Here is a 20,053-nt window from a genome sequence, read left to right on the forward strand (position 1 = left end):
CTATACGCTCGGTACAGCCGTTCAACAACCTATTCCGCCGGCGCCGGCAGCGCGCGCGGCTCGGACCGCCGACGCAGGCGGTCAATCAGCAGGTAAATCACCGGCGTGGTGTAGAGGGTCAGGACCTGCGAGACGAACAGGCCGCCGATGATGGTGATGCCGAGCGGACGGCGCAGCTCCGTGCCCGGCCCGGTCGCGACCACCAGCGGAATGCCGGCAAACAGCGCGGCCATGGTCGTCATCAGGATCGGACGGAAACGCGCCTGGCAGGCCTCGAAGATCGCCTCCGCCGAGGACAGGCCGCGCTGGCGCTCGGCATCGAGCGCGAAGTCGACCATCATGATGCCGTTCTTCTTGACGATGCCGATCAACAGGATGATGCCGACGAAGGCGATCACCGTCAGCGGCGTGTTGGTGATCTGCAGCGCCAGCAGCGCCCCGAGGCCGGCCGAGGGCAGTGTCGAGATGATCGTGAGCGGATGGGCGAGGCTCTCATAGAGCACCCCGAGCACGATATACATCGCCACCAGCGCGCCGAGGATCAAGAGCGGCTGCCGACTGCTGGTCCTGGCGAATTCGCCGGCATTGCCGTCGAAGCTGCCGCGGATGCCCTCGGGCATGTGCAGTTCATCGACCGCACGCTGGATGTTCCGCGTAGCGGCCTCGAGCACGACGCCAGGCAAGGTGTTGAACGATACCGTGGTCGATGGCACCGATTGCGAATGATAGACCGCGAGCGCGGCAAGCCCGCGCGTCGCGCGGACCACGGCAGACAACGGCACCTGCTTGTCGCCCGCGCCGGCAACATAGATGCGATCGAGATTGGACGGGTCGACCTGGAATTTCGGATCGATCTCCAGCACCGTCATGTACTGGTTGCGCTGGGTGTAGATGATCGAGATCTGGCGCTGCGAGAAGGCGTTGTTCAGGGCGTTGTCGATGTCCTGCACCCTGACGCCCAGCGCTGCGGCCTTCTGGCGGTCGATGTTCAATGTCAGCTGGAGTCCGCCGGGATCGCGGTCGCTGGAGATGTCGGTGATGCCCTCCACCGTCTCCATCCGCTTGGCCACGATCGGCGCCCATTTCTGCAGCAGATCGAGGTCGGTGCTGGAGAGCGTATATTGGAAGTTGGAATCGCTCTGCCGCCCGCCGGCGCGCACGTCCTGGGCGGCGAACATGAACAGACGAATGCCGGGCACGGGATATAGTGCCTTCCTGAGACGGTCGATCACGATCTGGGTCGAGACGTGGTCGCGCTCTTCCGGCGGCTTCAGGCTGATGAACATGGTGCCACGATTCGAGGTCGCCGAACCGGGACCCCCGACGCCACTGCCGACGGTCGAGCCGATGCCGGCGACGGCCGGATCCTGCATCACGATGTCGGCCAGCCTCTGCTGCAGGCTCAGCATCGACTGGAACGAGATGTCGGCCGAGGCGCGCGTCGCGCCGATCACGAAGCCGGAATCGTCGACCGGGAAATCGGATTTTGGAACCTTGATGTAGAGCGTTGCGGTCAGAGCGATGGTGGCAAAGAAGACCAGCAGCGTCAGCAGCGGGAATTCGAGCACGGCGCGCAAGCTGCGGGCATAAAAGGCGACGATACGCGATAGCAAACCTTCGATGACACGATCGAACAGCGTCGCGGTCTCCGACGTCGTCTGCCGGATGTAATGGGCGCAGATCATCGGGGTCACCGTCAGCGACACCAGGGTCGAGACCACGATCGCGAAGGTCAGCGTCAAAGAGAATTCACGCAGCAGGCGTCCCTGAATCCCGTTCATGAAAAGCAGCGGCGTGAACGCCGCGATCAGCGACAGGCTGATCGAAACCACGGTGAAGCCGATCTGTTTGGCTCCCTCGAGCGCCGCCCGCATCGGCCGCATGCCATGTTCGAGGTTGCGGAACATGTTCTCGATCATGACGATGGCGTCGTCGACGACGAAGCCGACCGAGATCGCCAGCGCCATCAGCGACAGATTGTCGATCGAGAAGCCGGCGACCCACATGCCGGCACAGGTGCCGGCCAGCGCCAGCGGCACCGAGATGCCGGCGGCGATCGTCGGCGTGATCCGACGCAGGAACACGAACACCACGACCATCACCAGGCCGGCGGTCGCAAGCAGCGTCCACTGCATATCCATCACGCTGGCGCGGATCGTGGTGGTCCGATCCACCAGCGTAGACACGTCAACGCCGGCCGGAATCCATTGCCTCAGCTCGGGGATCAGCGCCTTGACCCGGTCGACGGTGTCGATGACGTTGGCGTCACCCTGCTTGGTAATCTGGATCAGCACCGCCGGCTGCTTGTTGAACCAGGCGATCGAGCGCGCGTTGCGGACGCTGTCCTCGATATCGGCCACGTCGGAGAGCCGGACGAAATTGCCGTTCGAGCTCTTGACCACGATGTCGCGGAATTCCTGCGCCGTGCGCATCTGCCGGTTCAGCGACAGCGTCTCGCTCTGGCGCTCGCCGTTGAAGATGCCGACGGGGCCAAGCGGGTTGGCGTTGATGATAGCGGTACGCACGTCGTCGGTGGCGATCCCCGCATTCGACAGCGCCACCGGGTTGAGCTGGATCCGCACCGCCGGCTGGTCGGCGCCTGACACGGTCACGTCGCCGACGCCAGGCACCTGCGAGATGCGCTGCGCCAGCACGGTATCGGCGACGTCGTAGATCGCGCTCGCCGATAGCGTCTTGGAGGTCAGCGCCAGCACGAAGACCGGCGCGCCGGCCGTGTTCGCTTTCCGGAAGCGCGGCAGCGCCGGCAGGTCGCTGGGCAGGTCGACGAGGGCCGCGTTGATCGCGGCCTGCACATCGCGCGCCGCCTTGTCGATGTTGCGGCCGATGTCGAACTGGAGCTGAATGTTCGCGACGCCGAGCGACGACGTCGAGGTGATCTGGTTGATGCCGGCGATTTCACCGAGCCGCCGTTCGAGCGGCGCGGCGACGGTGGCCGCCATCACCGACGGGTCGGCGCCGGGACGGCTCGCCGAGACGAAGATGGCGGGGAAGTCGACGTTGGGGACGGAGGCGACGGGAAGGAACTCGTAGGCCACCGCTCCCAGCAGGAACAGCCCGATCGACAACAACGTGGTCGCGACCGGACGGCGGATGAACGGTTCCGAGATCGATGCCATCACTGCATCCCCTCGGTCGCACCAGCCGTGGGCGCCTCGGGCTCCGGCGGCGGCAGCGCCTGCTCGAGGCGGCGATTGATGCGGTCGAGCGCGAGGTAGATCACGGGCGTGGTGTAGAGCGTCAGCAGCTGGCTCAAGAGCAGGCCGCCGATGATGGAGATGCCGAGCGGAAAGCGCAGCTCCGCACCGGTGCCGCTCTCGATCGCCAGCGGCAGTGCGCCGAACAGCGCCGCGAGCGTCGTCATCATGATCGGCCGGAAGCGCAACAGGCAGGCCTGCACGATGGCTTCATGGGCCGGCATGCCCTGCCCGCGCTCGGCCTCCAGCGCGAAGTCGATCATCATGATCGCGTTCTTCTTGACGATGCCCATCAGGAGGATGATGCCGATCAGGCCGATCACCGAGAGATCCTGCCCAAACAGCATCAGCGCCAGGATGGCGCCGACGCCGGCGGATGGCAGCGTCGAGAGGATCGTGATCGGGTGAATGTAGCTCTCGTAGAGCACGCCCAGCACGATGTAGATCGTGATCACGGCGGCGAGCAGCAGCCAGGGCTGGCCTGCCAGCGCCTTGGCGAATTCGGCCGCGTCGCCGGCATAGACGCCGACGATGCTGCTGGGCATCTCGATCCGGGTCTCGATCGCTTTCACCGCCTCGACGGCGTCGCCGAGCGCGGCGCCCGGCGCGAGGTTGAAACTGAGCGAGATCGCCGGGAATTGCGCCTGGTGCGAGATCGCCAGCGGCGCCGTGGTGCGCTTCAGCGTCGCCACCGCATCGAGCGGCACTTGCGCGTTGGGCGCGCCGGCGGTCGCGCTGGCGCCGCCCGGCAGATACAGCTTTGACAGGATCGAGGGATCGCGCTGGTACATCGGCAGCGCCTCCAGCACCACGCGGTACTGGTTGGCCTGACCATAGATGGTCGAGATCTGCCTTTGGGCAAAAGCATCGTTGAGCGTGTCGGTGATGGCCTGCAGGCTGACGCCGAGCTGGCCGGCGCGGGTGCGGTCGACCTCGAGCTGCGCGCGCAGGCCGCCCTCCTGGGCTTCCGAGGAGACGTCGCGGAACAAGGGATCGCGCCGCATCTCGTCGACGAGCTTGCGCGCCCATTCCGATACCAGCGCCGCGTCGGTGCCGGTCAGCGTGTACTGGTATTGCGAGCGGCTCGACTGGGTCGAGATCTGCACGTCCTGCACCGGCTGGAAATAGACGGTCATGCCGGGAATGCCGGAGACCTTGTCCTTCAACCGGGCAATGACCGCTCCGATATCGTCGCGTCGCTCGCCACGCGGCTTCAGCGTCATGACGAGGCGCCCGACATTGGTGGTCGGATTGACCGAACCCGCGCCAATCACCGAGACGACGCCTGTGACGTCGGGATCGGCCTTGATGGCGTCGGCGGCATCGGCCTGCCGCTTCTGCATCTCGGCGAAGGAGACATCCGGGCCGGCCTCTGTCACCGCGGTGATCGAGGCGGTGTCCTGCAGCGGCAAGAACCCCTTTGGCGCGACGACATACAGGACGAGTGTTGCGGCCAGCGTCACGAAGGTCACCACCAGCGTGGTGCGCTGATGCCGCAACACCACGAGCAGCGTGCGGTGATAGAATTCGACGGTGCGATCGATGAAGCGGCTGATGGCGGCGAGGCCCGGCACCGCCAGCTCCTCATGGGTGTGCTTGAGCAGGCGCGAGCACATCATCGGCGTCAGAGTCAGCGAGACCACCGCCGAGGTCACGACCGCAATCGTCAGCGTCAGCGCGAATTCGCGGAACATGCGTCCCACAAGACCGGACATGAACAAAAGCGGGATGAACACCGCGATCAGCGACACCGTCAGCGAAATCACCGTGAAGCCGATCTCGCTGGCGCCCCTCAGCGAGGCTTGCATCGCGTTGTCGCCATTCTCCATGTGGCGGACGATGTTCTCGATCATCACGATGGCGTCGTCGACCACGAAGCCGGTGCCGATCGTCAGCGCCATCAGCGACAGATTGTCGAGGCTGAACCCGGCAAAATACATGATGCCGAAGCTCGTGATCAGCGACAGCGGCAGCGCCACGCCCGCGATCAGCGTTGCGCGCAGCGAGCGCAGGAACAGCAGCACCACCAGCGTCACCAGCACGACGGCGAGCACGAGCGTGAACTGCACGTCGTGGACCGAGGCGCGAATGGTGACGGTGCGGTCTGAGACGATGGTCAGTTTGACGCCGGCCGGAATCGCACGCTGCACCTTCGGAATCTCGGCGCGGATCTGGCTGACGACGTCAATGACATTGGCGCCGGGCTGGCGCTGGATGTCGATGATGACGGCCGGCGTGCCCTGGTACCAGCCGCCGGTGCGGTCGTTCTCGAGGCCGTCGACGATCTGTGCGACGTCGCCGATCGTCACCGGCGAGCCGTTGCGATAGGCGATGATGATCGGACGGTAGGCCTCGGCGGCGGCGATCTGGTCGTTGGCCGCGATGATGTAGGACTGCTGGGCGCCGTCGAGCGAGCCCTTTGGCCCGGAGACATTGGCGTTTGCGATGGCCGCGCGCAGATCCTCCATGGCAATGCCGTAGGCGGCAAGCCGCGCCAGATCGGCCTGGATGCGCACGGCCGGCTTCAGCCCGCCGAGCACGGAGACGCGGCCGACGCCGGAGATCTGGCTGAGGCGTTGGGCCAGCAGCGTGTCGGCGATGTCGCTCATCGCCCGCAGCGAGATCGTGTCCGAGCGCAGCGCCAGCGTCATGACCGGCGCATCGGCCGGGTTCACCTTGGCGTAGGTCGGCGGATAAGGCAGTGTCTTGGGCAAGACGCCGGCGGCGGCATTGATCGCAGCCTGCACGTCCTGGGTCGCACCGTCGATGTCGCGGTTGAGGTCGAACTGCAGCGAGATCTGGCTGACGCCGAACGAGCTCGTCGAGTTCATCGCCGTCAGCGACGGGATCTGGCCGAGCTGCCGCTCCAGCGGCGCGGTGATCAGCGAGGCGATCACGTCGGGGCTCGCGCCCGGCAGCTGCGTCGTCACCTGCACGGTCGGGAAGTCGACCTGCGGCAGCGCCGAGACAGGCAGCGCGAAATAGCCGAGCAGCCCGCCGATCAGCAGCGCAATGCCAAGCAGCGAAGTTGCGATCGGCCGGCGGATGAAGGGTTCGGAGACACCCATGGGATACGCCTGCCGCGTCAGGCGGCTGTTGCCGGGATCATGGCTGCTTGGCTCCAGATCCGGATGATTGAGCCCCCGATGGTTGAGCCCCCGGCCCCGGCGCTGGGCCCGTCTGGCCCTTCTGGTCGCCTTCGCTGCTCTTCCGCTTGGCGCGGAATTCGCCGTCTTTGCCTTGACCGTCCTTCTGGCCGTCCTTCTGGCCCTCCTTGGCCTGACCGCCCTTGCCGTCGGCTTGCGGCGCGCGCGTGCGCTTGCGCGGAGCGAGGTCAGCCGACGGCGTCTGCTCGTCGCGGCCGACGCTGACCTTGGAGCCGTCGGACAGATTGGCAAAACCGGTGGTTACGACCCGATCGTTCGGCGTCAGGCCGCTCGCAATCACCGCATCACGCTCGTTCTGCTGCGTCACCGTGACGGGCTTGGCCGTCACAACGTTGTCCTCGCCGATGACGTAGCTGAACGTGCCGATCGGCCCGCGCTGCACCGCCGAGGTCGGCACCACCAGCGCCTGGTTCAGCGTTTCGACCTTGAGGCGGACATTGACGAACTGCCCGGGCCAGAGCTGGTAATTGGCGTTGGGGAATTCCGCCTTGAGCCTCAGCGTGCCGGTGGTCTGGTCGACCTGATTGTCGATGCCGGTGAGCTTGCCGGTGTCGATCACGGTGACGCCGTCATTGCCGAACACGTCGACCGACAGCGCGCCCTTCGCGGCAGCGGCATTGACGCGCATGATCTGCTGCTGCGGCAGGCTGAACCACACCGCGATCGGCTGCAATTGGGTGATGACGACGAGGCCGGTGGCGTCGGAGGCGTGGATGATGTTGCCCTGGTCGACCTGGCGCAGGCCGGCGCGGCCCGACAGCGGCGCCACGATCTTGGTGTAGCTCAGCGTCGCCGCCGCATTGTCGATTGCGGCCTGGTCGGCCTTGACCAACGCCTCGGTCTGCGCCACCGCAGCGCGCTGGGTGTCGGCCTGCTGCTTGGAGCCGGCATTGGAGGCAGCTAACTGCTCGTAGCGCGCAAGGTCGATGCGCTGGTTGGCGAGCTGGGCCTCGTCCTGTGCCTTCTTGGCTACGGCCTGGTCATAGGTCGCCTGGTAGAGCGCGGGGTCGATCTCGCCGAGCACGTCGCCCTTTTTGACGTCCTGGCCTTCGGTGAACTTCACCGCGATCAGCTTGCCGTCGACCTGGGAGCGCACGGTGACCGTGTTGAGCGCGCGGATGGCGCCGACGCCGTCGAGATAGACCGGCACGTCCTGCACGCGCGGCGTCGCCGCCAGCACAGGCACCGGCAGATCGGGCCGAGCGCTGCGGTCATTTGCCGGCTTCTGATGCCACGCGATCCAGCCGAGATAGCCGAGACCGCCGAGGATCGCGAGCGTGATCAGGGTCATGACAAAGCCGCGGCCGCGCGACTTCTTCGCCATCCCCGCTTTCGCGCCGTCCTTTGTATCCGGCTTAAAGAGCATTGACCGGTTTCTCCATTCGCGGCTCCCAGCCGCCGCCGAGCGCCTGATACAGGCTGACGATGGCAAGAAGCCGTGCGAGCTGCGCCTGTGACAGGGTGTCTTCGGCCTGGAACAGCGTCAGCTGGGTGTTGAGCACGGTCACGATATCGGCCGTGCCGGCGCGCAGCTGCTGCTCGGCGAGATCGAAGGCGCGCCGCGAGGCGTTGACCACGTCGCGCTGCAATTGCAGCTTGATCGTGGTCTGCTTGATTGAAAATAGTGCGTTGTCGACGTCGGTGAAGGCCTGGACGATGGTTTTGCGGTAGGTCTGCAGCAGTTCGTCCTGCCGCGCCTTGGCATATTCGAAATTGCCGAGGATCTTGCCGCCGTCGAAGATAGGCTGGGTCGCGCTGCCGACCAGCTGGAAGAACGCCGCGTGCGGCTGGAACAGCGAAAACAGCGCCGAGCTCTGATAGCCGCCATTGCCGGTGAGCTGGATGCTCGGGAAGAACTGCGCGCGGGCGTTGCCGATATTCGCGGTGGCGGAGGCGAGCTGCGCCTCCTGCCGGCGGATATCAGGCCGTTGCGTCAGCAGCTCGGACGGCAGCCCGGGCGTGACACGCGGAATGGCGATCCGGTCCAGCGAACCGCCGGCAAGGCGCACGCTCTCCGGCGGGCGCGACACCAGCACGGCCAGCGCGTTGCTGTTCTGGTCGAGGGTCTGGCGCAAGGGCGGCACCAACGCCTTCTGGTTGGCGAGCACGCTCTCCTGCTGGGCGACGTCGAGGTCGGTCCCCGTCCCGGCCTTGCGGCGCTCGCGGATGGCATCGAGGATGCGCTGGGCACTGGCGATGTTGCGCTGGGCGGTGCGCAGGCGGTCCTGCGAGGCCAGCACCTGGAAATAAGCATTGGCAACGGCGGCGAGCGTCGTCAGCGCGACGGTGTCGCGATCGAAGCGGTTGGCCTTGGCGGTCTCCTCCGCCGTTTGCAGCGCATCGCGATTCTGGCCCCAGAAATCGAGCTGATAGCTCGCGCTCAGCGACGCCTGGTAGTTGACGACCTCACGGCCACCATTGGTGAGCCCCGAAGCCGAGGAGCCCGAGGTGCGCGAATAAGTCTCCTGTCCCGTTCCCGACAGGCTCGGCAACAGCGCCGCGCCCGCCTGGCGCGCCTGCGCATCGGCCTCGACGATGCGCGCGACCGCGGCAGCGATATCGAGGTTGACGGTCTGCGCCTCTTCCATCAGCTGCGTCAGCTCGGCCGAGCGGAAGCCGCGCCACCAATCCAGCGAGGGCGGTGCGTCCGCCTTCCCGGCATATTTGTACTGCGTGGGGACATCGAGCGCGGGATCGGGAAGGTCCTGGGTCAAAACGCAGGCGCCCGAGCTCGAGGCCAGGAATAGCACGGCGACCGCACGCAGGATTCGGGGGGCAGCCCCGAGGACTTGCCCGAGGACTTGCCCAAGAACTTGCCCAAGAACTTGCCGCCTGACGAGGGCCGGAACCCGCTGTGTCACATCCACCCCCCGACGGGCAGGTCATGCCGCTCGCGCGCGGCCGGACGAGCCGACAGGCGGGCGGGCGGCCGGAGGCCATTCTGTAACTCGTTCACAGCGTGATGCTTTCTGCGGAACCGGAGATTCATACTAGCCGGGCGCGGAACTGCGGGACAGTCCCGCACCCGCGAAACGCACAGCCGATCATGCCGGCGATCCGATCATCGGAATGAAAAATATGCCTGTCTCGCAGCGGCTTTTTCGATTCCAGAAAGGTCCGGAAACACATCAAGCTTACAAAGATTTCATGTGATATTGCAGCCACAGTGGCCCCGAAGACCCAAAGCCAGGGCCTGCTCTCCATTGAAACCCGCGCCGCAACGCATCGTAGCTTGTCCAGCACGAGGCAGGGACATTGACGCATGCGCATCGCGGTCATCGGAACGGGCATCGCCGGCAACACGGCGGCCTGGACGCTTTCCCAGCGCTACCCGGTGACGGTCTATGAGCGCGAGCTGCGTCCAGGCGGCCACAGCCACACCGTCACCATCGACTATCAGGGCGCGCCTGTAACCGTCGATATCGGCTTCATCGTCTACAATGAGCTCAACTATCCCGATCTGACCGCAATGTTCGCCCATCTCGGCGTTGCGACGGTCGCAAGCTGCATGAGCTTTGCGGTGTCCGCCGATGGTGGCCGTTTCGAATGGCGCGGCGGTGGCAATGATTGGTGGGCGACCGGCGCCGGCCTGTTTGCCCAACCGGGCAATCTGCTCTCCCCGTCCTACCTGCGGATGCTGACGGAGATCCCGGCGTTCGGCCGCCAAAGTATCGACGACCTTCGGAGCGGCCGCCTCAGCGGACTGACGCTCGGCGCCTATTTCCGCCGGCGGCGGTTCTCCAAGCGACTTCTGACCGACTATCTCGCCCCCATGGGCGCTGCGATCTGGTCGGCTCCTGCGCACGACATACTAGACTTTCCGGCCGAGAACTTCGTCGCTTTCTTCGACAATCATCGCCTGCTGCACTACGACCGGCCGGTCTGGCGCACGGTGAGGGGCGGCAGCCAGACCTATGTCGGGCGGCTCCAGGCCGCGTTCAGGGACCGGATCCGGTTCGGCTGCGCCGTGACCTCGATCGCGCGCACGTCGCACGGCGTCGTGGTCGGTGACAGCCACGGCCGGCACGAGAGTTTCGACCATGTGGTGATCGCAGCGCATAGTGACCAGGCGCTCGCGATGCTGTCTGATGCAGACAAGCGCGAGCGCGACATCCTCGGCGCCATCAACTATTCTCCGAACAAGGTCTATCTGCATCGCGACGTCAGGCTGATGCCGAAGCGGCGCCGCGCCTGGGCGTCTTGGAATTTCCTGCGCTGGCGGCGCGAGGGAGCGGCGATGAACGACGTCGCGGTGACCTACTGGATGAACCGGCTTCAAGGGATCGACGCCGACAAGCCGTTGTTCGTCAGCCTCAACCCGCCCTTCGAACCCGCGCCCGAGCTCACCTTCGGTCAATATCTGTGCGAGCATCCGCAGTACAATGCGGCGGCCTTTGCAGCCCAGAAGCGCTTGGCTGAGATCCAGGGCCCGCGGCACACCTGGTTTTGCGGCGCCTGGACCGGCTACGGCTTTCACGAGGACGGCTTGCGCTCGGGCCTTTCGGTCGCCGAAGCGCTGGGGGTGACTGCGCCCTGGCGCACGGGCCCCGTCGAGCTGGCGGAGGCGGCGGAGTAGCGCGATGGCGAGGACAGCCCTTCCGGCATCGGATGCCGCCGCGCTCTATTTCGGCGACGTCATGCACGCGCGGCTGAAGCCGACGGGCCATCGCTTCAGCTACCGCGTCATGAGCCTCCTGATCGATCTCGACCGGCTGGATGAGGCTAACAGGCAGTCGGCGCTGTTCGGCGTCAATCGCGCCGCGCTCTACAGTTTCCACGAGAAGGATCACGGCCCGCGCGACGGCTCCTCGCTGCGCGCCTATGCGGAGCGCTGCGCTGCCGCTGAAGGCATCGACCTCGAGGGCGGCCGGGTCGAGTTGTTGTGCTATCCCCGCCTGCTCGGCTACGGCTTCAATCCACTCTCGGTCTATTTTTGCCGTAACACCGCCGGCGAGCTGGTGCTGATGATCTACGAGGTGCGCAACACCTTTGGCCAGATTCATCCCTACGTCCTGCCCATCAGGGCCGGCGAGCTGAATGCCGCGGGTCTGCGGCAGCAACAGGACAAGCTGTTCTACGTCTCGCCCTTCGTGCCGATGGCGATGCGCTACCATTTCCGGGTGCTGCCGCCGTCCGACACGGTCAAGCTGCGCATCCTGGAGACCGACCAAGACGGCCCGCTGCTCGCGGCGACCTTCAGCGGTCGCCGCCGGGCTCTGACCACGCCTGCCCTGCTGCGATCGTTCTTCGGCCTGCCGCTCGTCAGCCTCAAGGTGATGGCGGCGATCCACTGGGAGGCGCTGCGGCTCTGGCTGAAAGGAGCGCGGCTGGTGCCACACCCCGATGCCGCAGGGCAGCGCAGCGACGAAACCATCTTGGCGCGGGGCAAATCACGCCCCTATATTATTTGATCGCTGACCGTTTGTGGGGCGCTCGGGTCAAGCAACAGAGCGGGATGGGCGCGCTCGGCTCGCGGTCGGACAGTATCCGTCGGGACCATGGATCTGCCGATGTCGAATGCCATTTCGGTAACACCTGATGACGTCGAGACAGTGTTCGCCGACCTGCCGCGCATCGTTCGCCTTGCGCTGGCCTTCGGGTCGCGGCTGCGACGCGGCACGCTCGACGTCACTCTGCCCGACGGCCGCGTGATCCGGCTCGGCGGACACGAGCCGGGTCCGAATGCCGCGATGCGGCTGCACAATTACGGCTTCGCATCGCGCCTGATCAACGGCGGCGACATCGGCATTGCCGAAGCCTATCTCGCCGGCGATTGGGACACGCCTGATCTCACGCAGTTTCTCTACCTGTTCTGCGTCAACCATGACCTGATCCAGGCCATGCTGCGCGACAAACCGCTGATGCGGTTCGTGCAGATGGTGCAGCACTGGTTCAACCGCAACACGCGCCGCCAGGCGAGGCGCAACATCCACGCCCATTACGACATCGGCAATGCGTTCTACTCGGCCTGGCTCGATCCGAGCATGACCTATTCGTCGGCGCTGTTCGAAGGCTCGACCACCGATCTCACGGCAGCCCAAACCAACAAATACCGCCGCCTCGCCGAGGCACTCGACCTGAAGCCCGGCCAGAAGCTGCTCGAGATCGGCTGCGGCTGGGGTGGCTTTGCCGAATTCGCCGCCAAGACCTTTGGCGCGCGCGTCGTCGGCCTGACCATCTCGACCGAGCAGCGCGATTTTGCGCAGAAGCGCATCCACGAAGCAGGGCTTGCCGAACAAGTCGAGATCCGGTTGCAGGATTATCGCGACGAGCGCGATCGCTACGACCGGATTGCCTCCATCGAGATGATCGAGGCGGTCGGCGAGCAATTCTGGCCGCGCTATTTCGCCCAGCTGCGCGACCGCCTGCTGCCGGGTGGATTGGCAGGCATCCAGGCCATCACGATCCAGGACCGGCTCTTCCAGGGCTACCGACGCGAGGTCGATTTCATCCAGCACTATGTTTTTCCAGGCGGCATGCTGCCCTCGCCTGCCGTGCTGAAATCGCTCGGGGACAGGTTCAGCATACCCGTCATCCGTGAGCGCATCTTCGGACAAGATTATGCCAAGACGCTCGCCACCTGGCGGAATAATTTCCGTGCGGCATGGCCGGCTCTCGCTCCCCTCGGCTTCGACGACCGGTTCCGGCGGCTGTGGGAGTATTATCTCGCCTATTGCGAGGCCGGATTCCTGTCCGGCAATATCGACGTCCGGCAGGTCATCTTCGCAAAGCAGCAATAAGAGTTAAGGCCCTTGCCTTGCAAGGGGTCCTTGTATGGCTGGCGACCCTACTTTAGGCTCTGACGACTTTCTCGCCCCCAGCCGGTAATTGCCTGACATGACCATCAAAAACGACGTTGTCGAAGCCATCGGCAACACCCCGCTGATCAAGCTCAAGCGCGCATCCGAACTGACCGGCTGCACCATTCTCGGTAAGGCCGAGTTCATGAATCCCGGCCAGTCGGTCAAGGACCGCGCCGGCAAATGGATGATCCTGGAGGCTGAGAAGCGCGGCGAGCTGAAGCCGGGCGGCCTCGTGGTGGAAGCAACCGCCGGCAACACCGGCATTGGGCTCGCGGTGGTCGCGAGCGCGCGGGGCTATCGTACGCTGATCGTGATCCCGGAGACGCAGAGCCAGGAGAAGAAGGATTTTCTGAAGCTGTGCGGTGCCGAGCTGCTGGAATCGCCGGCGCTGCCCTACTCCAATCCGAACAATTACCAGCATGTCGGCCGCCGTCTTGCCGACGAGCTGCGCAAGACCGAGCCGAACGGCGTGCTGTTCGCCGACCAGTGGAACAACCTCGACAATGCCAAGGCGCATTACGACTCGACCGGTCCCGAGATCTGGGCGCAGACCGGCGGCAAGATCGACGGCTTCGTCTGTTCGGTCGGCAGCGGCGGCACCCTCGCCGGCGTCAGCCGTTTTCTGAAAGAAAAGAACAAGGACATCCGGATTGCCTGCGCCGATCCGCACGGCGCCGGCATGTTCGAATATTTCAGGACCGGCGAAGCCAAGGCGACGCCCGGCGACTCCATCACGGAAGGCATCGGGCTCGGCCGCAAAACCGCGATCGTCGAGAGCGCCAGGGTCGATGACGCCTTTCTCATTCCGGATGCGGAAGCTGTGAGTGTGATCTACGAGCTGCTGCAGCACGAAGGCTTGTGTCTCGGCGGCTCAACCGGCATCAACATTGTCGGCGCGATGCGGCTCGCCAAGCAGCTCGGAACAGGCAAGACCATCGTCACCATTCTCTGCGATTCCGGCAGCCGCTATCAGTCGAAGCTGTTCAATGCCGACTTCATGCGGGCCAAGAACCTGCCCGTGCCGGAATGGCTGGAGAAGCGCAGCAACATCAAGCTGCCGTTCGTCTAGCTCGAGCGGTCGGCTCCAGCTGCCTAGAGCATGATGTATTTACACGGAAACATAGCCTGAGTTTTTGAAGTAGTTGGTGCACTCCGCCTCGGAGAAGAGATCGAGGAGTTCACCAACCTTCCGCCAGGTTGCCTCGACGTCACGGGGTTCTGCGGATCGCATGAGGTGTTTGAGTTTGGCGAAGACCTGCTCGATCGGGTTGAGGTCAGGGCTGTAGGGCGGCAAGAAGATAAGGTGGGCTCCTCTGGCGCGGATAGCTTGGCGAGCCGCTTTGCCCTTGTGGCTGCCAAGATTGTCGAGAACGACGATCTCGCCCGGTGCGAGGGTGGGTGCCAACACCTTCTCGACGTACAGCGTGAAGAGTTCACCATTGATGGGACCATCAATCACCCAAGGCGCACTGATCCGATCATGACGCAGCGCCGCGATGAAGGTCATGGTCTTCCAATGGCCGAAAGGTGCAGAGGCTTGGAGGCGCTGCCCACAAGGCCCCCAGCCGCGTAGCGGCGCCATATTGGTCTTGATCCACGTCTCGTCGATAAAAACCAGCCGCGTGACGTCAATCCTGCCTTGATGCGCTTTCCATCGGGTCCGCTTACGGGCGACGTCTGGGCGATCCTGCTCGGCTGGTAGAAGCGTTTTTTTTGAAGCTGAGCCCCTCGGCGTGAACAAAAGTCCACACCGCCCGCACGTCTGTCTTGATCCCCCGTGCGGCCAGCTCCTGCGTCAGCTTGCGCAAGGTGAATGGCCCCGAGCGAATGCGTTTGCGCAGCCAGTCGGCGTTGGCATCCGACAGAACCCGCTTCTTGTGGCCGCCGATCTGGCCGGGCGCCAGGCCTCCGGTATCACGCCTTAGGTTCTTCCACTTCGTCACGCACGAGGGGCTGATCTGTAGCGCCTTCGCGATCGAACGAACCGTCTCGCCCGCGTCAGCGCGAGCCAAGGCACGTTCACGGATGTCTTCCGAATAGGGGCGCGTCATCCATGCTGGCCTCCGCACTCCAGCATGGAGCTTGAATCAGAAATCGCCCGCTCTGGGAACCCCGATTCCAGTCAAAAACATCATGCTCTAGCTCAGCGCAGGATCTGGCTCAGGAACAGCTTGGTGCGGGCGTGTTGGGGCGCGGCGAAGAATTCGTTCGGCGTGTTGGCCTCGATGATCTGGCCGGCGTCCATGAACACCACGCGGTTGGCGACTTCCTTGGCAAAGCCCATCTCGTGGGTGACGACCAGCATGGTCATCCCTTCCTCGGCGAGGTCGACCATGGTGTCGAGCACCTCCTTGACCATTTCGGGATCGAGCGCCGAGGTCGGCTCGTCGAACAGCATCACCTTCGGGTTCATGGTCAGCGCGCGCGCGATGGCGACGCGCTGCTGCTGTCCGCCGGACATCTGGCCGGGAAACTTGTTGGCCTGGTGCGGGATCTTGACCCGCTCCAGGAACTTCATCGCGGTGGCTTCGGCATCCTTCTTGGGAATGTTGCGGACCCAGATCGGCGCCAGCGTGCAATTGTCGAGCACGGTGAGATGCGGAAACAGGTTAAAGCTCTGGAACACCATGCCGACCTCGCGGCGCACCGCGTCGACATGCTTGAGGTTCGGCCCGAGCTCGATGCCGTCGACGACGATCTCGCCCTCCTGGAACTCCTCGAGCGCGTTGATGCAGCGGATCAAGGTGGACTTGCCCGAGCCCGAGGGGCCGCAGATGACGATGCGCTCGCCCTTGGTGACGTCGAGATCGATGTCGCGGAGCACGTGAAACTCGCCGTACCATTTGTTCAGGCCGGAAATCTTGACGATGGGGTCGGACATGGTGGCCTCGATCAATTGCGGCGGTGGGCGTTGAGGCGGTGCTCGACGAAGAGCGAGTAGCGCGACATTCCAAAGCAGAAGATGAAGTAGATGATGCCGACGAAGGCAAAGCCGGTGAACGCGGTCGATGGCGTGGTCCAGACCGGATCGGCGAATGAGGCGCGCAGCGAGCCGAGCAGATCGAACAGCGCGACGATCGACACCAGCGAGGTGTCCTTGAACAGCGAGATGAAGCTGTTGACGATGGCGGGAATGACGTGGCGCAGCGCCTGCGGCAGCACGATCAGCGATGTGGTCTTCCACCAGGACAGGCCGAGCGCGGAGGCCGCCTCGCCCTGCCCGCGCGGCACCGCTGCCAGACCGCCGCGCAGGTTCTCGGCCTGATAGGCGCCTGTGAACAGGGAAACGCCGATCAGCGCGCGCACCAGCCCGTCGACGGTGAAGTTGCCCGGCAGGAATAAGGGCAGCATGTAGGTCGCGAAGAACAGCACCGTGATCAGCGGCACCCCGCGCCAGAACTCGATATAGGTGATCGAGAAGATCCGGATCAGCGGAATGGTCGAGCGCCGGCCGAGCGCGAGCGCGACGCCGATCGGCAGGGACGCCACGATGCCGGTAATGGCGATCACCAGGGTCACCAGCAGCCCGCCCCACAGCCGCGTATCGACGATCGGCAAGCCGCCGTGATCGAGCCCCATCAGCTTGATCACCGCGGCAATTCCGGCGAAGGTGGCGAGGCTTGTGATCAACGGCCGCAATCCGGCCCGCGCGCCGCCACCGAGCACGAACAGGATCACCGAGACGACCACGGCCGTGATCAGGAAGTCGAGCCAGGGCCCCTGTCCTGCCGCCTGCATCTGGTCGCGTAGCCAGGTCAGTGGAAAGATCACCCAATGCAGCAACGTGCCGATGAGCGCGATGACGCTGCCGATCGCCCAGAGCAGCGGGCCGGCGGCCGAGGTCTTGCTCAGGCCGACCACAACCGCACCGGCTCCGCTGATGCTGTCGGCGAACAATTGCAGCAGGCCTGCAACCCAGCTCACGCCGAAGCCGGTGATGCCGCCGCCATGCAGCAGGAAGAACGCAACGGCGGGAAAGGCAAAGAAGAACAGTCCGGCATTCACGCTCTTGGCCGGCAGCCGCGGAATCAGCAGCGGCAGAAGCAGCACAGCGCCGAGCGCGAAGGTCAGGGTGACCCGCCAGCGTTCGGCCTCGGGATAGAAGCCGTAGATAAGCTGCGTGGACTTGGCCTGGATAAAGGGCCAGCAGGCGCCGACCGGATGACCGACATTCTCGGCAAGGCAGGCCGTGCGGTCCTTGCCGCTCCAGACCGCATCGACCAGCAGGAACTTGAAGCTTGGAACAACGATGTACCAGATCAGCAACAGGCCGAGGATCGTCAGCAGGATATTGGTCGGCGAGTTCAACAGGCGCGTGCGGACGAAGCCGACAAAGCCGGTGGTCTTCACCGGCGCCGGGCGCTCGGCAACCAGGTCCTGTCGGACATAGGACGACGCCACGATATCGGTCATGCACCCAGGCTCCGGCTGATGCGCCAGCCATAGACGCTCATGATGGCGCTGGTGACGAGCGAGGTGAGCAGATACACGCCCATCGTCATGGCGATGATCTCGATTGCCTGTCCGGTCTGGCTCAATGCCGTGCCGGCGAACACCGAGACGAGATCGGGATAACCGATCGCGACCGCAAGTGACGAGTTCTTGGTCAGGTTGAGGTACTGGTTGGTGAGCGGCGGCACGATCACGCGCATGGCCTGCGGCACCACGATCAGCCGCAAGGTCGCGCCTCGGCTAAGGCCCAGCGAGGAGCCCGCCTCCATCTGCCCCTTGTGGACCGAAAGGATGCCCGCGCGCACGATCTCGGCGATGAAGGCGGCCGTATAGGTCGACAGTCCTACCGTCAGGGCCACGAGTTCCGGAATGATCCGCGTGCCGCCGGCGAAATTGAATCCCCTGAGTTGCGGCAGTTCGAACGTGACGGGCGGACCGAAGGCAAGGATCGTCGCGAGCGGTAATCCAACAAGCAAAATCAGTACGTATGGCCAGATCCGGATCACGCGGCCCTGACCAAACAGCGCCCTCTTCGCGTAGCTGCGCAACGCCAGCGACGCGACAAGGCCGAGCGCCAGCGCGGCAAGGAACGGAACGAGGCCAGGCTGCCCCAGCGCCGAAGGCACGATCACGCCACGATTGTTCAGAAAGAAGGCGCCGAGGACCGACACGCTTTGCCGCGGCGACGGCAGCGCCGCGAGCACGGCGAGATACCAGAACAGGATCTGGAACAGCAGCGGCAGGTTTCGGATCGCCTCGACATAGAGGCCGCCGACGCGCGACAGCAGCCAGTTCGGTGACAGACGGCAGAGCGCCACGACGAAACCGATCACGGTGGCAAAGAAGATGCCGATCACCGAGACCAGCAGCGTGTTCAGCACGCCGACCAGGAACACGCGGAAATAGGTATCTGACGCCGAATAGGAAATCAGGGTCTGATTGACGTCGAAGCTGGCGCTGTTTTGCAGGAACCCGAAGCCCGCGGCAATGTGCTGGGTTTCCAGGTTGGTGCGGGCATTGGATATGATCTCATAGGCCATCCATGCCAGGATCGCGCCAAAGACAAGCTGGACGGCGACGCCGTTCCAGCCTGCCTTGCCACCAAGCGCGCGCCGGAGCTTCAGCGCGATCTGCGGTGGCGGTTTCCGGGCCTCGACGCCCATCGGCGCAGCCTTCGCTTTGCCGATCAGCGGATCGGCGGCGCGTATTGCAGGCCGCCCTTGGTCCAGAGGGCGTTGACGCCGCGCGCGATCTTTAGCGGCGAGCCGGCGCCGACATTGCGATCGAACGACTCGCCGTAATTGCCGACCGCCTTGACGATCCGGATCACCCAATCCTTGGTAAGGCCAAGCTGTTCGCCGAGATTGCCGTCGGTACCGAGCACCCGCTTCAGCTCAGGCTTGTCGGATTTCACCATCTCGTCGACGTTCTTCTGGGTGATGCCGAGCTCCTCGGCCGTGACCATCGCAAACAGCGTCCATTTCACGATGTCGAACCACTGATCATCACCGTGACGCACCATCGGACCCAGCGGCTCCTTGGAAATGATCTCCGGCAGCACAACGTGATCGGCAGGACTCGTCAGCTTCAGGCGGGTGGCATAGAGTCCGGATGAATCGTCGGTGAAGACGTCGCAGCGCCCCGACTCGTAGGCCTTGACCGCTTCGTCGATCGTGCCGAACGCGATCACCTCGTACTTCATGTTGTTGGCTTTGAAGTAATCGGCGAGGTTCAGCTCGGTGGTGGTGCCGGTCTGGACGCAGACGGAGGCGCTGTTGAGCTCCAGCGCTGAATTCACCTTGAGCGACTTCTTCACCATGAAGCCCTGCCCGTCATAATAAGTCACGCCGGTGAAATTGGCGCCGAGCGAGGTGTCGCGCGATATCGTCCAGGTGGTGTTGCGCGACAGCACGTCGATCTCGCCGGATTGGAGCGCCGTGAAGCGGTCCTTGGCAGACAGCGACACGAACTTGACCTTGGTCGGATCATTGAAGACCGCGGCGGCGATCGCGCGGCAAACGTCGACGTCAATGCCGGTCCAGTTGCCCTTGTCGTCGGGCGAGGAGAAACCGGGCAGGCCCTGGCTGACGCCGCAGGACAATGTGCCCCGGTCCTTGATGGTCTTGAGCGTTTGCGCGTCGGCAGCTTGGGCTGAGAGGCCGGCGGCGAGAGCAAGAGAGAGAGCCAGGGTTACACGTTTCATGGGCTTAAAGCCTTTCAAAGTCATCTCAAGGTCGGGAACGGAATCCCTGCAAGGACGCGCCTTGCAAGAGTCATGCTGGAAAACCTTGCCGAACACCCGCCCATCCCAGGGAGCCATACCTTAATCCTCGCCGCCGGCGGCCCGCCGCTGTGGCTGTGGCGCGAGGTCCGGTCAGACGATGGATCGAAGGTCGCGGCAGGCCCCTCAACATGC

Annotated in this window: 13 protein-coding genes; 4 read left to right on the plus strand and 9 right to left on the minus strand. The window is 64.5% G+C overall.

All coding sequences use genetic code 11. The annotated features are described in order from the left end of the window. Positions 1–29 precede the first annotated feature (29 nt). Genes ACNJX9_RS22070 through ACNJX9_RS22085 form a run of 4 tightly spaced genes read right to left on the minus strand, consistent with a single transcriptional unit; the run spans position 30 to position 9,150 of the window. Complete coding sequence (locus ACNJX9_RS22070) at positions 30–3,137, minus strand: efflux RND transporter permease subunit (RefSeq protein ID WP_439404154.1); 3,108 nt, start codon at positions 3,135–3,137, stop codon at positions 30–32. Beyond that, positions 3,137–6,283 carry an efflux RND transporter permease subunit gene (locus tag ACNJX9_RS22075; RefSeq protein WP_439404156.1) on the minus strand — a complete coding sequence of 1,049 codons (3,147 nt, stop codon included), beginning with the start codon at positions 6,281–6,283 and terminating at the stop codon, positions 3,137–3,139. Before ACNJX9_RS22075 ends, ACNJX9_RS22070 begins: the two co-directional genes overlap by 1 nt. Positions 6,284–6,320: 37 nt before the next feature. Then, entirely contained in the window at positions 6,321–7,748 is a 1,428-nt protein-coding gene (locus tag ACNJX9_RS22080; RefSeq protein ID WP_439404157.1) for an efflux RND transporter periplasmic adaptor subunit, read from the minus strand. Continuing rightward, on the minus strand, positions 7,738–9,150 hold the full coding sequence (locus ACNJX9_RS22085; RefSeq protein ID WP_228749738.1) for an efflux transporter outer membrane subunit: 1,413 nt from the start codon (positions 9,148–9,150) through the stop codon (positions 7,738–7,740). Before ACNJX9_RS22085 ends, ACNJX9_RS22080 begins: the two co-directional genes overlap by 11 nt. Positions 9,151–9,644: 494 nt before the next feature. Here ACNJX9_RS22085 and ACNJX9_RS22090 point away from each other — a divergent pair, with 494 nt between their 5' ends. The 4 genes from ACNJX9_RS22090 to ACNJX9_RS22105 all read left to right on the plus strand — a co-directional run bounded on the left by ACNJX9_RS22090 (position 9,645) and on the right by ACNJX9_RS22105 (position 14,254). Beyond that, on the plus strand, positions 9,645–10,958 hold the full coding sequence (locus tag ACNJX9_RS22090; RefSeq protein WP_439404158.1) for an NAD(P)/FAD-dependent oxidoreductase: 1,314 nt from the start codon (positions 9,645–9,647) through the stop codon (positions 10,956–10,958). A gap of 4 nt (positions 10,959–10,962) precedes the next feature. Continuing rightward, the gene (locus tag ACNJX9_RS22095; RefSeq protein ID WP_439404159.1) at positions 10,963–11,793 is read left to right on the plus strand and encodes a DUF1365 domain-containing protein; all 831 of its coding nucleotides are present in this window, start codon (positions 10,963–10,965) and stop codon (positions 11,791–11,793) included. A gap of 99 nt (positions 11,794–11,892) precedes the next feature. Continuing rightward, positions 11,893–13,122: a class I SAM-dependent methyltransferase gene (locus tag ACNJX9_RS22100; protein WP_439404161.1), complete on the plus strand. Its 1,230-nt coding sequence runs from the start codon at positions 11,893–11,895 to the stop codon at positions 13,120–13,122. A gap of 97 nt (positions 13,123–13,219) precedes the next feature. Further along, complete coding sequence (locus ACNJX9_RS22105) at positions 13,220–14,254, plus strand: cysteine synthase A (protein ID WP_439404162.1); 1,035 nt, start codon at positions 13,220–13,222, stop codon at positions 14,252–14,254. A gap of 39 nt (positions 14,255–14,293) precedes the next feature. Here ACNJX9_RS22105 and ACNJX9_RS22110 read toward each other — a convergent pair. The 5 genes from ACNJX9_RS22110 to ACNJX9_RS22130 all read right to left on the minus strand — a co-directional run bounded on the left by ACNJX9_RS22110 (position 14,294) and on the right by ACNJX9_RS22130 (position 19,840). Continuing rightward, a protein-coding gene (locus tag ACNJX9_RS22110) for an IS630 family transposase (RefSeq protein WP_439404163.1) occupies positions 14,294–15,236 on the minus strand; the annotation gives its coding sequence in 2 pieces (ribosomal slippage) (positions 14,294–14,899 and positions 14,901–15,236; 942 coding nt in all). Positions 15,237–15,328: 92 nt separating this feature from the next. Beyond that, on the minus strand, positions 15,329–16,066 hold the full coding sequence (locus tag ACNJX9_RS22115; protein WP_057756634.1) for an amino acid ABC transporter ATP-binding protein: 738 nt from the start codon (positions 16,064–16,066) through the stop codon (positions 15,329–15,331). An 11-nt stretch (positions 16,067–16,077) separates the two neighbouring features. Then, positions 16,078–17,598 (minus strand): amino acid ABC transporter permease, encoded by a 1,521-nt coding sequence (locus ACNJX9_RS22120; RefSeq protein ID WP_439404164.1) that lies wholly within the window; start codon positions 17,596–17,598, stop codon positions 16,078–16,080. Beyond that, positions 17,595–18,800: an amino acid ABC transporter permease gene (locus ACNJX9_RS22125; protein WP_439404166.1), complete on the minus strand. Its 1,206-nt coding sequence runs from the start codon at positions 18,798–18,800 to the stop codon at positions 17,595–17,597. The genes ACNJX9_RS22120 and ACNJX9_RS22125 overlap by 4 nt, the downstream gene beginning before the upstream one ends. A 23-nt stretch (positions 18,801–18,823) precedes the next feature. Continuing rightward, positions 18,824–19,840 carry an amino acid ABC transporter substrate-binding protein gene (locus tag ACNJX9_RS22130; protein WP_057756632.1) on the minus strand — a complete coding sequence of 339 codons (1,017 nt, stop codon included), beginning with the start codon at positions 19,838–19,840 and terminating at the stop codon, positions 18,824–18,826. Positions 19,841–20,053: the final 213 nt, after the last annotated feature.

Origin of the sequence: Bradyrhizobium sp. BLXBL-03 (assembly GCF_051853015.1) — a bacterium.
GTDB classification, from domain to species: domain Bacteria; phylum Pseudomonadota; class Alphaproteobacteria; order Rhizobiales; family Xanthobacteraceae; genus Bradyrhizobium; species Bradyrhizobium manausense.